This window comes from Insolitispirillum peregrinum, assembly GCF_900156605.1.
In the GTDB taxonomy this organism is placed as follows: Bacteria; Pseudomonadota; Alphaproteobacteria; order Rhodospirillales; family Rhodospirillaceae; genus Insolitispirillum; species Insolitispirillum peregrinum.
In genome coordinates this window covers 429638-441674 of record NZ_FTOA01000001.1, presented here as the reverse complement: position 1 = coordinate 441674, position 12037 = coordinate 429638, and the positions used below count along the sequence as shown (strand labels likewise).

10 protein-coding genes and 2 tRNA genes are annotated in these 12037 nt (G+C 60.6%); 8 read left to right on the top strand and 4 right to left on the bottom strand.

Annotated features, from left to right (window positions below; translation table 11 throughout):
* Positions 1–262: 262 nt before the first annotated feature.
* The 4 genes from BW995_RS01850 to BW995_RS01835 form a co-directional block, all read right to left on the bottom strand.
* Positions 263–997, bottom strand: a complete 735-nt coding sequence (locus tag BW995_RS01850) for a LuxR family transcriptional regulator (protein ID WP_076398376.1) — start codon at positions 995–997, stop codon at positions 263–265.
* 177 nt (positions 998–1174) lie between these two features.
* Positions 1175–1609: a helix-turn-helix domain-containing protein gene (locus tag BW995_RS01845; RefSeq protein WP_139332715.1), complete on the bottom strand. Its 435-nt coding sequence runs from the start codon at positions 1607–1609 to the stop codon at positions 1175–1177.
* A 383-nt stretch (positions 1610–1992) separates the two neighbouring features.
* Complete coding sequence (locus tag BW995_RS01840) at positions 1993–3975, bottom strand: tetratricopeptide repeat protein (RefSeq protein ID WP_076398372.1); 1983 nt, start codon at positions 3973–3975, stop codon at positions 1993–1995.
* Positions 3976–4107: 132 nt separating this feature from the next.
* A complete protein-coding gene (locus BW995_RS01835) occupies positions 4108–4728 on the bottom strand; it encodes a D-sedoheptulose-7-phosphate isomerase (RefSeq protein WP_076398371.1) in 621 nt (206 codons plus the stop codon).
* 140 nt (positions 4729–4868) lie between these two features.
* On the opposite strand from BW995_RS01835, the gene BW995_RS01830 reads away from it, so the two are divergent.
* From BW995_RS01830 to BW995_RS01795, 8 genes are all read left to right on the top strand, one after another.
* A complete protein-coding gene (locus BW995_RS01830) occupies positions 4869–6095 on the top strand; it encodes a hypothetical protein (protein ID WP_076398369.1) in 1227 nt (408 codons plus the stop codon).
* 25 nt (positions 6096–6120) lie between these two features.
* Complete coding sequence (locus BW995_RS01825) at positions 6121–7098, top strand: ABC transporter ATP-binding protein (protein WP_076398367.1); 978 nt, start codon at positions 6121–6123, stop codon at positions 7096–7098.
* Positions 7095–7910, top strand: a complete 816-nt coding sequence (locus BW995_RS01820; RefSeq protein WP_076398366.1) for an ABC transporter permease — start codon at positions 7095–7097, stop codon at positions 7908–7910. The genes BW995_RS01825 and BW995_RS01820 overlap by 4 nt, the downstream gene beginning before the upstream one ends.
* A gap of 142 nt (positions 7911–8052) precedes the next feature.
* Complete coding sequence (locus tag BW995_RS01815; protein WP_076398364.1) at positions 8053–9105, top strand: M48 family metallopeptidase; 1053 nt, start codon at positions 8053–8055, stop codon at positions 9103–9105.
* Positions 9106–9494: 389 nt separating this feature from the next.
* Positions 9495–9571 (top strand) — tRNA-Pro (locus tag BW995_RS01810).
* Between the two features lie 100 nt (positions 9572–9671).
* Entirely contained in the window at positions 9672–9971 is a 300-nt protein-coding gene (locus BW995_RS01805) for an ETC complex I subunit (RefSeq protein WP_076398363.1), read from the top strand.
* 126 nt (positions 9972–10097) lie between these two features.
* Positions 10098–10174 (top strand) — tRNA-Arg (locus BW995_RS01800).
* A 104-nt stretch (positions 10175–10278) separates the two neighbouring features.
* The gene (locus tag BW995_RS01795) at positions 10279–12018 is read left to right on the top strand and encodes a type I restriction-modification system subunit M (RefSeq protein WP_076398361.1); all 1740 of its coding nucleotides are present in this window, start codon (positions 10279–10281) and stop codon (positions 12016–12018) included.
* The last annotated feature ends 19 nt before the right edge of the window (positions 12019–12037 follow it).

The following is a 12037-nucleotide window of genomic DNA, read 5'->3' as shown; positions in this document are numbered from 1 at the left end:
TTCCATTATTATCAAAAGAATAGGGTCTGGGGCCGACTGGCCCCGGCGAGGTGTGGAGCAGCGCTCCATGACCCTGCTTTCTGTTTGTCGTGTACTGTGACCATGTATTAGAGCGTTGTGCGAAAAGTGGGAACCGGTTTTCGCAGCAACAATGCGACAGAACAAAAGGTTAGAGCAGCGTGCCTGCGTCCGGTTTAACGCACGCTGCTCTAGTACCGCATTTTCCGAGCCGTTAACCGGAGACGGTCAACTTGAAAATGCTCTATGGCGAAATCAGTCCATCCATGGCGGCCTTGACCACCAGATGCGTTCTACTGGTAACGCCCAGTTTTTTCTTGGCGTTCTCGATATGGAACAGCACGGTTCGTTCCGAGATATTCAGGATCAACGATACATCCCAGCTGCTTTTACCGCGCGCGACCCATGTCAGGATCTCTTGCTCCCGCGGACTGAGAACAATCGGTGCGGGCCGTTCAAAGCGTTGCTCCAGCAGATGAATCCCTGAATGGCTGTGATAGTACAACGCCACCAGATGCATGAAGTGCCGCTGTTGGCGCAAGGTTTCAGCCTGCTCCCGCAACGTACCATCAGGGATCAGATTTACCCCGGCGTATTCCCCGTCCCGCCCGTGAATCGGGATGGTAATGCCACAGGTGATCCCCATGTCGGCGGCTTCGGCATAGAGGGTTTGTTGTCGCAAGCTCAGGTCTGCGGGGTGGGTAATGTCTTCCCACAGGAATGGCAACTGGCGGCGGGGCCCCTCGGAGACCAGGGGATCAACCGAATAATAATCCTCGCGCAGATAATGCTGCACCCATTCGTCGGGATAAGAAGTGGTAAACACCGGGGAATGTGCCCCGACACCTGCAATTTGTGCGATGTTATACGTATAAAAGCGAAATCCGGCGTCAGAAATGGTCCGTTCGAACACCTGACGTTGCCCGCCCAGGCTATCAGCGCCCTTTAGGCGGTCAATAAAATCTTCCAGAATCATCATGTTCCGCCCCCCTTGACTCACCTGGCGCGGTACCAAAAAGAAAAATCCCCTGCCCTGTGGTTTTTACCACAAAAACAGGGGATTCGTCTTTAAATTGCATCATTGCGGACAAATTGCAGACACATCTGCCATCCCCATGATGCACGCAGGCTTTTCTGACCCGGAAGGGGGCAGAGATCAGACCTTGCTGGCGCGTGCCAAAGTGTCGATCAAGGCTCGCACTTTTTCACGCTGGCTGGACGGCATATGCCAATAGGACCGCACGAGTTCGAGGGACTCGGTCTTGGCCATCAGATCTCCCGAGGGGCGACGGGCCTTTCCACCCAGTGCCTCGGGGTCGCTGACGTCGGCATTCCGTTTGCGCCCACGCAACACGTCTTCGGGGACATCCTCGAAGAAGTAGGTGATGGACACGCCCAGCGCCTGGCAAACGTCGAACAAGCGGCTTGCGCTCAAGCGGTTCAGACCGCGTTCGTACTTTTGCACCTGCTGGAACGAAACACCAATGGCCTTGGCCAATTGTTCCTGCGTCATCCCAAGCAGGGTACGACGCAGTTGCATCCGTGAGCCCACATGGACGTCAATCGGATCAGGATCTTTTTCGGTAGTCACAGACAGCCTCTTAACAACTTACCCGCGCCTACTTAACCGCAACCCTATGGGGTAAGTCAACGAAAAAACATACGCTCACGCGCCATTTACGAGTATTTTTTTCGTACGTAGACATTTAAAAAAGACACGCGAGTCACCACCACTGATGGCGGAGAAGCCTCTGCAAAGGCACCCTTAGCATATTTTTCTAATTATTTATCAAATAGTTATCAAAGAAAACGTTTACACCTATCACGATACGCGGCCCTCGGGGTCTTCCCTTTATGCCACCACCCCCATTACCGAATTTTCACCCTCCGCAAGCAACACGCAGTCGCAAATGCATCACCAAAGGCGTTTTTCTCATGGGACATATTCGTTGTAAAGGGCTGGTCATGGCTTTCTTACCCGATTCGCCCCGGTCTCCATTCTGAGACCCAACCGGACAAGGCATGCCGAACCTCGGCCACCACGTCGGCCCATGCCCCACTGCGTTGCTGCCGGAACAGGCGCAGGGATGGATACCACGGCGACCCGTCACCTGTGGCCAGCCAGCGGTAATCCGGCGCAAAAGGGATCAACATCCATGCCGGCCGGCCCATCGCAGCCGCCAGATGCAGCACGGCCGTATCAACCCCGACCACCAGATCAAGCTGGGCAATCACACTGGCCGTGTCTGCCATGTCCTTGACCGCGACCATGCAACTGTTGATCCCTTCTGGCGGCTGCGGTGCCCATTGCAAGGACCATGGAGCGCATCCTGTTCCAGCGGTCAAGGGAGCAAACAGCGTCCATGGTATCGTCCGATAGCGGTCAATCTTGTTATGCGGCGACCCTGCCCAGACGAACCCGACCCGAGGGAGCGGGCTATCCGGCAGGCACAGGGCCGAGGTCGGCGCCGGAGCGTTCAGGTAGGCCGTTGCACGGGGCAGATCAGACAGGCCCACCCCCAGCAACAGCGGCAAGCTCATCAGGGGAGCATGGGCGTCACACGGCACCGGCAGCCGCGCCGGATCGGACAGGTCGGCCGCCACCACCTGATCAACGCCAGCCAAAGACAGCGCCAGCCGATAAAGAGCGGGGGGAACTTCCAGCGTCACCCGCCCCACCCGCTGCCGGGCCAGGGCAACCAGTTGCATCATCTGGATACTGTCACCCAGACCCTGTTCGGCATGCAGCAACAGATGCAGGGCGGGATCGGCTTCTCCACTCCAGCGGGGAACCGGCAGCGGACGGCGCGGCGAGGAAAAATCCGGCAAGTCCCAACGGGCTTCATAGTTTTGCCAGCCAGCGCGGAAATTGCCCTGCAACAACTGAACCCACGCAAGATTATAGCGCGCCTCGGGTTTTCCGGCGGCATCGACATCCTCGGGGATCGCAACGGCCTGTTGCAAGAGACATTCGGCCTCGCTCAAGCGTCCCTGCCGCAGCAGGGCCACCCCCAGATTGGTACAGGCATCCCGCCAGTCGGGCTTTGCCTCCACACACTGACGGTACAATTGCCCGGCCTGCGGATAGTCCTCGGCGGCCATGAAGCAGGCTGCCAGATTATAGGCAATATCCAGACGGTGTGGTGCCATGTGGTGGGCAGCCAACAGGTGCGTTACCCCTTCGGCATCTTCGCCGGCCTGATGCAGCAACGTCCCCAGCTCGGCGCAGGCATCGACCAGCCGGGGAGACAGCTTGACCGCCTGCCGGGCGGCGGCAATTGCCCCGGCCAAATCCTGATGAGCGCGCAAAACTGCCGCCAGAACCACCAGCGCCCGCGCGTCCCCACCGTCCAGCGCCACCGCCTGCCGGGCATCCCGCAGGGCCTCGTCAAGCTGGCGGTTTTTCAGATACAGCGATGCCCGTGCCAGCCAGGCAGGCTGCTCAGCGGGGGCCATACTGATTGCCTCCCCATAGGCCTGCTCGGCCTCGCCCGTCAGCCCGGCTCTGGCCAACCCCTGCCCCAGTACCGTCAACAACGGAGCGACCGTCACCCCCTGCTGCTGCGCCTGTCCGATCATCGCCCGTGCCTGCGGCCAGTCCTGCCGGGCCAGCAGGCAGTCGATCAATCCCAGCCATGGCTGCACCGCGTCCGGCACCAACCGGATGGCGGCCTGAAAGGTGATGATCGCCTGATCCAGCAAATCCAGTTGGCGGAGTGCCATCCCGTGATAGACCCGATAGGCCGGATGAGCGGGCATCCCCCGCACCGCACCGGCAAGAAAGGCTTCGGCCTGTGCCGGGTCAGCCCGCTCCAGCGCCAACCGCCCCAAGCCGAACAGGGCCGCCGGATGCAGCGGGATCTGGTCCAGAACCTGCCGGTAAAACGCCTCGGCCAACGGGATTTGCCCCTTGGCCGCACGGGCATCGGCCTCGGCCAGCAACTCGGTAATGTTCACAGGCAGCCTCTCTGGTTCTGCTCACCCGGCCACCAGCTTACCCGCCGGGTAGCCTGGAGCAGCGTGCGTTAAACCGGACGCGGGCACGATGCTCTAACCTTTTGTCCTGTCCCATTGTTGTTGCGAAAACCGTCAAAACGTCCGCACCGATACCAGATCAGCCGGCATTTCAGCCGCACGGATGGCCTGGGCCAGAATGTGCATGATCGACTGGTGCAGGTCTTCCACGATGCCGTAGTTATCAACCGGCACATGAATGTTGACATCGGCCATGGTCGCCGTCCGTCCACCCTGAAACCCGGTCAGGGCGATGGTCTTCACCCCCCTGGCCTGCGCAGCAGCAATGGCCCGCACGACGTTTTCCGAATTGCCCGACGAACTGATGGTCATCACCACATCGCCCGGTTTGGCCAGTGCCTCGATCTGGTAGGCAAAGACCTCGGCATACGAGATGTCATTGGCCAGCGCGCTCATCATCTCGACGTTGGCACTGAGGCTCATCATCCGCGGGGTCAGCGATGTGTCGGTGCGCACGCTTTTAACGTGATCGCAATACATGTGGTTGGCAATCGCCGCCGAACCGCCATTCCCGCACACATACAGCCAGTTGCCCTCACGATAGCACGCCGTCAGCAGGGCCGCTGCCTGATCGAGCGCCTGAGGTGACACCGCACGGGCAGCCGTCGCATACAAGTCAAAATAAGCACTGGCGAAGCCACTGACGGCGGCATACGGGCGCTCTGGAAAGCTCATGGAGGTTCTCCTGCCATTCTGGCGGCCAATCATTCTGTTGACCGGGACGATATCCTTAACCCTATGGCAATCATATCGTTGCATGGTAAAAAAAAGGCAAAGAAAGACACCTTGGTCACCACAGCAGAAAGCGATCGTCGATGTCCGCTCCGCAAGCCTCCGCCTGCGTTCTCCCTGCCCTGCAGGCCGAAGAAGATCTGCTTGATACCTTTTACAAGCTGATCTGGTACACAGCGCCCTATCGCGATCAACTGCTGTCGCTCGGCTTTCCCCTGCATCCCCGCCTGCTGATGCACTATCCCACCCCAGCCAGCCTGCTGGCCCGACCGCTGCCATCCCATGTCGATCCGGCCTGTCAGCGACTGGCGCACGAGCTGATCGACCGGTTACATTTTGTGCCGTCGGAATGCCCGGCGTACTGGGAAATGCTCGGTAATGCCCAGATGTTTTTCCTGTGGGACGAACAGGGCTATGAGAACAGCCTGGACGCCCTGACCTGCGCCGCCACTTTCAGCAAAACGCTGATCCGCGCCGACCGCCACCGTAATCCCTATGACGGCTTTACCGAAGTCGACGGCATGACCAGCATCTCCTGTCACAGCGTCAGTGATGCCCAAAACGGCATCCAGCGGTTTGCCGAGCTGGCCCGGCAGGTCAAAGACGCAGGGATCGACAAGTGTTATATCATCGGGACCGGCCCGAACCTGCAACTGATGCGGGATCATGATTTCAGCGATGGCTATTCGATCATCACCACCAGCCTGCTGGGCAACCGCGACTTCATCGCCCGCATTCAGCCCCGTCTGGTGTGCATCGTCGATTGCGTCTATCAGCTGGGTTTTACCACCTATGCCCAGCGGGTGCGGGAAGAACTGATCCCCGCCCTGTACCAGTATCCGCGCCTGCAGGTCTTCACCCGCCTGCAATTTGCCCCGCTGATGCGTCAAAGCCTGCCCGCCGACCTGCATGACCGCATTATTGCCTGCCCGATGCTGGGCAACGTGCCGTTCAACGCCGACCTGTTGCGCGGATTCTATACCAGGGACATTCCGAACGTTCTGACCATCGCCATGCTGCCGGTGGCAGCAACCCTTGCCCGCACCATCGAGGTGATGGGCTGCGATGGCTCGCCCGCACCGACCAGGAACGTCTGGGACTATGCTCCGGGGGCCAACTACACCGGGGAAATGCAAATCCTCGACATTGCCCACCCGGCAATCCGCCAGCGGGACAACCGCGCCTATCTCAACCAGCACAATGCGCAGGTCGCCGAGGTGCTGAGCATCATTGAAAACGGCGGCTGCAGCGTGCGATCGCTGACCCCGTCACACATTCCGGCCCTGGCCCACCGCCACAAAGCTGGATGACCGTCCAAAGGGGTGCCGGTGCCCAATGATCACCCTTGAGACCCTGACCCACGTCTACCCTGCCCGCCGCCATCAGGCCGCGCGGACGGCCATCCATGACCTGTCGCTGACCATCCCGGATGGAACGTTCTGCATTTTGTCCGGCCCGAATGGCAGCGGCAAGTCAACCCTGTTCCGTATCCTGTGCGGTCTGATGCTGCCGACCGCAGGCCGCGTGCAGATTGGCGGACATGACGCCTTGCAGCACCCGGATGCGGTCCGGCGGATGACTGGTGTGGTGTTCCAGAGCCCGGCGGTGGACAAGCACCTGTCGGTCATCGAAAACCTGCGTCTGCACGGGGCGTTGTATGGCCTGAAAGGGGCGGCCTTCGAGCACCGCCTGACTGCCGCCATCGGCTGGTCAGATATCGCCAGCCGCCTGAACGACCGGGTTGACAGCCTGTCCGGGGGATTGGCGCGCCAGGTCGAACTGGCCAAAGTCCTGCTCACCGAACCGCGTCTGCTGTTGCTGGACGAGCCGACCACTGGCCTCGACCCGGCCAGCCGCCGGTCGTTTCTGGTTGCCCTGCGCCACCTGCAACGGGATCGGGGCATGACGGTGCTGATGACCAGTCACGTTTTCTCTGAAGCCGAAGACGCCGACAGCGTGGCCATCATGCGCGACGGGCACCTGCTGGTCCACGACAGCCCACGGGCGCTCAAGGCACTGGTCGGCAGGGAAATGGTGGTAGTGGAAACTGCCACCCCCACCCGCCTTGCCGCCGCCCTGCTGGCCGAGCTTGGCTTGCCTGCCCTCGTCCACGGTGATGAGGTGCGGATTGACGCCATCCCGGCCAGTGGCCCGGACAGTGGCCCGAACAGTGGTGCAGTGGCGCTGATTGACACCATCCTGCAGCGTTGGCAGCCCGAGATCACCTCGATTGCGGTCAAGCAGCCCAGTCTGGAAGATGTCTTTATCCATGTAACCGGCAAAACCGCCGTCGCCGAGGACAGCCGCCGATGAGCCCGCAGCCGTCTGCCCTCCCCTCGCCATCGGCATCATTGTTCAGCGTCAGCGCCGCCCTTGCCCGGCGTGAGTTCACCCGCTTTATCCGCCAGCCCCAGCGGGTGGTCGGCAGTCTGGGTCAGCCGGTGCTGTTCTGGGTCTTTCTTGGCGCGGGGTTTACTCCCAGCTTCCAGCCGCCCGGCATGAGCGGCATGAGCTATCTGGAGTACTTCTATCCCGGCGTCCTGATGATGATGATCCTGTTCGCCTCGGTGTTTTCGACCATCACCGTCATCGAAGATCGCGATCAGGGCTTTTTGCAAGGGGTGCTGGTCGCCCCGATCCCCCGGCTGGCGATTGTGCTGGGCAAGGTATTCGGCGGTACCAGCATTGCGCTGTTTCAGGCGGTAATCCTGTTGCTGGCCACACCGTTTCTCGGCCTGCCAGTCACAATGGGCGGACTTGCGCTGATCGTGATGGCGATGGTCCTGACCAGCATTGGCTATACCGCGCTGGGCTTTGCCATCGCCTGGTCAATGAAGTCCACGGCAGGCTTTCACGCCATCATGATGGTGTTCCTGATGCCGCTATGGCTGTTGTCGGGCGCCCTGTTCCCCACCGCCGGTGCTCCGGGCTGGCTGGCCGGGTTGATGGCGATCAACCCGGTGGCCCACGCGATGACCATCCTGCGTGCGCCCTTTTACGCCTCGCCCGCCAGCGTGCTCGCCTCCGCCAGCTATCAAACCGGGCTGGCGGTGGTGGTGGTCTGGGTGGCACTGGGACTATGGGTTTCCGTCCGTCGGGTCAGCACGCGGGATGGCGGCCTGTAAAGCAGCTCAGACCTGACGATAAAAAGATCGCCTAATGACCTGAAACGGACAGAACATTTGCAATTGATTAACGACCATCCCCCTAGGATGGGTCTTCCAGCAGCCCGCAGAGGGCCGGTGGAGTCCCATCAAGGAGGGTCCGGTGGTTTGGGACGCCGTTTTTTACCATCCACATGCCAATGTCTCGCCGCGTGTCCGGGTGTCACTCGACCCGGACAGTCTGGCGATTCGGGATCAGGATCAAAAGCTGCTCTCCCGCTGGCCCTATGACTGCCTGTCATGCCCGCAGCCTGCCGTTGGCGGCTTGCCGCTGGTGCTGGAGTGCTCGGAAAGCCCGCAAAGCCGGTTGACCATTCTGGACCCGGCCTTTGGCAGCATCCTCGCACAAGCAGCTCCACAGGCTTTCCCGGCAATCCACCGTCCGGCCTCCAGGCGATTGATCGTACCATGGAAACTGCTGGGCGTGGTGGCGCTGACCGCCGCAGTGCTGGCCACCGCCTTTGCCGCCTGGAAATTGCTGCGCCACCCGCTGGGCACCCTTCCGCCCCCCGACAGCAGCCTTACCCGCCCGCAAGCCTGTCAGGGCCTGCGCGGGCAGCGGGTGCTGGATCAGCTCACCAACCGCCTCGCCATCGCCGCCCGCCTGTCCCCGGCCCCGTTCCCGCTGGTGGTTGACGAGGCCACGCCGCAGATTTTTACCATGCCCGGCAGGGTGATCGTCCTGACCAGCGGACTGATCAACGCCTTGCAGGACAGCGACGAGCTGGCGGCCTTGCTGGCCCACGAAATGGGCCACATGCTGCAACATGGCACTGCGTCGGCAGATACTCCGTCTCCACAGGCTCCGTCTTCGCTGCAGGTCAGCTGCCACAGCGAAAGCGACGAGCTGGAAGCCGATGCCTGGGCCAGACGCATTCTGCATACCGCCGGCCTGCGCAACACCCTGCCGCAACTGTTGCCACGCCTGCCCTATGGTGACGACAAGCCCGCCTCGCCGGCATGGCAGGCCATTTCCTGTACCCACCCGATCACGCAGGAACGTCTGCAGGCGCTGACGTCGGCCCTTCCCGGAACGCCGCCGACCGCCGACTGGTCTCCGGCCTGGTCTCCGGCCACGCCCCTCACCCCGCCGCCAGCCTTGCAGAATGAGCAATGGCGGGAAGTCACCCGGATTTGCACTCCACAAAGCTCCTGATCTCAACCAGCGCGCGGACTTGACGAGGCGTTCTGTTCATGTTCTATTAATCAAACAGAACAAAACATGAACAATCTTGCCACCCCCACGACACGGCACCATCCGCGGCGGGCCTGTCCGAACCACTGCGCCGCGCCCTGTCATCCCATGCCACCCGAGATGAGGTCCGCGATGTCCATTTCCCGTTTCTGCTCCGAACTCAGCGCGCTGGTCGCCATTTTTGCCACCATCTATATCTGGTCGGTCATCGGATCAGCCCTGCAATCCTGATCCCCCGCCCAGCCACCACGCCGGATCGTCCCCGCAGTGAAAAACGATGCGCTTTTGCCTGTAAAAGGCTCTTGCGTTAGGGAAAAAAACCCCTTAGGGTCCAGCCCACACTGGTACGGCGGGGCGTAGCTCAGTCTGGTAGAGTGCTTGCTTTGGGAGCAAGATGCCGGGGGTTCGAATCCTCTCGCCCCGACCACCAGTACCTGTTTCAGGCTGTCGCGGAAAACGCCTTTGGTCAGGCCCGCAGAACAGCATGTGCAAAAGCCGCCAGCGGCACAGAACAGAGTGGGGAGCCCATGGCTACTGTCGTTCGCATCTATCGTCCCGCCAAAACCGCCATGCAGTCCGGCCGCGGCAACCTCAAGGCGTGGGTCCTGGAATTCGAACCGACCGATGCCAAAAAGAACGACCCGCTGATGGGTTGGGCAGGGTCGCGCGACACCCGCAACCAGCTCCGCCTGCGCTTTGACAGCAAGGACGCCGCCATCGCCTATGCCCAGCGCAACGGCTTTGTCGTCCGCCTGCACGAGCCGACCGAACGCACCGTGAAGCCGAAGAACTACGCCGACAACTTCGCCTTCAACCGCGTGCTGTAAAGCCCGCCGCCGACAGGCACACAGAATACGCAAAAAGCCCCGCCGACATGGTCGGGGCTTTTTTGTTTTCGTTTGCCTTTTCAACAGGAAGCCGCTATACCTCCGGCGCTTGCTATCGCAAAGCGTGTCCCCTTAGCTCAACCGGATAGAGCACGTGCCTTCTAAGCTCGGGGTTGCAGGTTCGAGTCCTGCAGGGGACGCCATTTTCTCCCCCAGCCGCCACCCCTGACATCTTGCGTGCCCGGCCTGCGGGCTTTAATGTCCTCGTTTATCTGCAACTCCGCGATGCAACGAGGCACGTATCACCATGAATCAGCAAACTTTGTCGGCTTTTATCTGGTCCGTTGCCGACCTGCTTCGCGGTGATTACAAACAGTCCGAATACGGACGGATCATTCTGCCCTTTACCGTCCTGCGCCGCCTTGATTGCGTGCTCGAAGCGACCAAACCCGCCGTTCTGGCCGAATATCAGGCCAAACGAAATCTCGACATCCCCCCTGATCCGTTCCTGCTGCGGGTGGCGGGCCAGAGCTTTTTCAACATCTCGCCGCTGGACATGAAAAAGCTGATGGGTGATCAGGACCACATCAGCCAGAACCTTTACAGCTACCTCAATGGCTTTTCGCCTGAGGTGCGGGATGTGTTCGAGCGGTTCGAATTTCACGCCCAGATTGACCGGCTTTCCAAAGCGGGCCTGCTGTATCAGGTGGCCGAGAAATTCAGCCAGATTGATTTACACCCTGACCGGGTCAGCAATCACCAGATGGGTCTGGTGTTCGAAGAACTGATCCGCAAGTTTGCCGAACTGTCGAACGAGACCGCCGGGGAGCATTTCACCCCCCGCGAAGTCATTCGCCTGATGGTCAACCTGATTTTTATCGAGGATGACGAGATCCTGTCCAGGCCGGGCGTGGTGCGGACCATTTACGATCCGACGGCGGGCACCGGCGGGATGCTGTCGATTGCCGGGGAGTATCTGGAAGAGCACAACCCCAAAGCCCGCCTGACGGTCTACGGGCAGGAACTGAACCCGGAATCCTACGCCATCTGCAAGGCGGACATGCTGATCAAGGGGCAGGATGTATCCAAAATCGCCTTTGGCAACACCCTGTCCGAAGACGGTCATCCGGCGACCACCTTTGACTACATGCTGTCCAACCCGCCCTTTGGCGTGGAATGGAAGAAGGTGGAAAAGGAAGTCCGCCGCGAGCATGAAACCGAAGGCTACGACGGGCGCTTTGGGCCGGGCCTGCCGCGTGTTTCTGACGGATCAATGCTGTTTCTGCTGCATCTGATTGCCAAAATGCGGCCCGTTGAGGAAGGCGGCGCGCGGTTTGGCATTGTTCTGAACGGTTCGCCGCTGTTTACCGGAGGGGCGGGTAGCGGTGAAAGCGAGATTCGCCGTTATGTGCTGGAAAACGACCTGCTGGAAGCCATTATCGGCCTGCCAACCGACATGTTCTATAACACCGGCATCAGCACCTATGTCTGGATCGTCAGCAACAAAAAGCCCGCCCACCGCAAAGGCAAGGTGCAACTGATCGACGCCTCGGGCATGTGGCAAAAAATGCGCAAAAGCCTCGGCTCCAAGCGCAAGGAGCTGTCCGAGGAGCACATTGCCGACATCACCCGCCTGTTCGGATCGTTCACCGAAGCCGACGCCGACGGCAAGCCGATCAGCCGCATTTTCAACAACAGCGCCTTTGGCTATCGCACCATCACCGTTGAACGCCCGCTGATGGAAGACGGCAAGCCGGTGGTCGGGCAAAAAGGCAAGACCAAGGGCAAAAAGCTGCCTGATCCCAAGCTGCGCGACACCGAAAACGTGCCGCTGGATCAGGACGTCGAGGACTATTTCCGCCGCGAAGTCCTGCCCCATGTGCCGGATGCGTGGATTGATCACGACAAGACCAAAGTCGGCTATGAAATCCCGTTCAACCGGCATTTCTACGTCTTCCAGCCGCCCCGCCCGCTGGAAGCCATTGATGCCGAGCTGACGCAGGTGGTCAGCCGCATTCAGGCGATGCTGGGGGAAATTGCCGGATGAGACGCCGCCCCAAGCCGCA

Coding starts and splice junctions, on each gene's coding strand:
- BW995_RS01850 (WP_076398376.1), bottom strand. CDS start 997: ATGATGATTCTGGAAGATTTTATTGACCGCCTAAAGGGCGCTGATAGC.
- BW995_RS01835 (WP_076398371.1), bottom strand. CDS start 4,728: ATGAGCTTTCCAGAGCGCCCGTATGCCGCCGTCAGTGGCTTCGCCAGT.
- BW995_RS01830 (WP_076398369.1), top strand. CDS start 4,869: ATGTCCGCTCCGCAAGCCTCCGCCTGCGTTCTCCCTGCCCTGCAGGCC.
- BW995_RS01825 (WP_076398367.1), top strand. CDS start 6,121: ATGATCACCCTTGAGACCCTGACCCACGTCTACCCTGCCCGCCGCCAT.
- BW995_RS01820 (WP_076398366.1), top strand. CDS start 7,095: ATGAGCCCGCAGCCGTCTGCCCTCCCCTCGCCATCGGCATCATTGTTC.
- BW995_RS01805 (WP_076398363.1), top strand. CDS start 9,672: ATGGCTACTGTCGTTCGCATCTATCGTCCCGCCAAAACCGCCATGCAG.
- BW995_RS01795 (WP_076398361.1), top strand. CDS start 10,279: ATGAATCAGCAAACTTTGTCGGCTTTTATCTGGTCCGTTGCCGACCTG.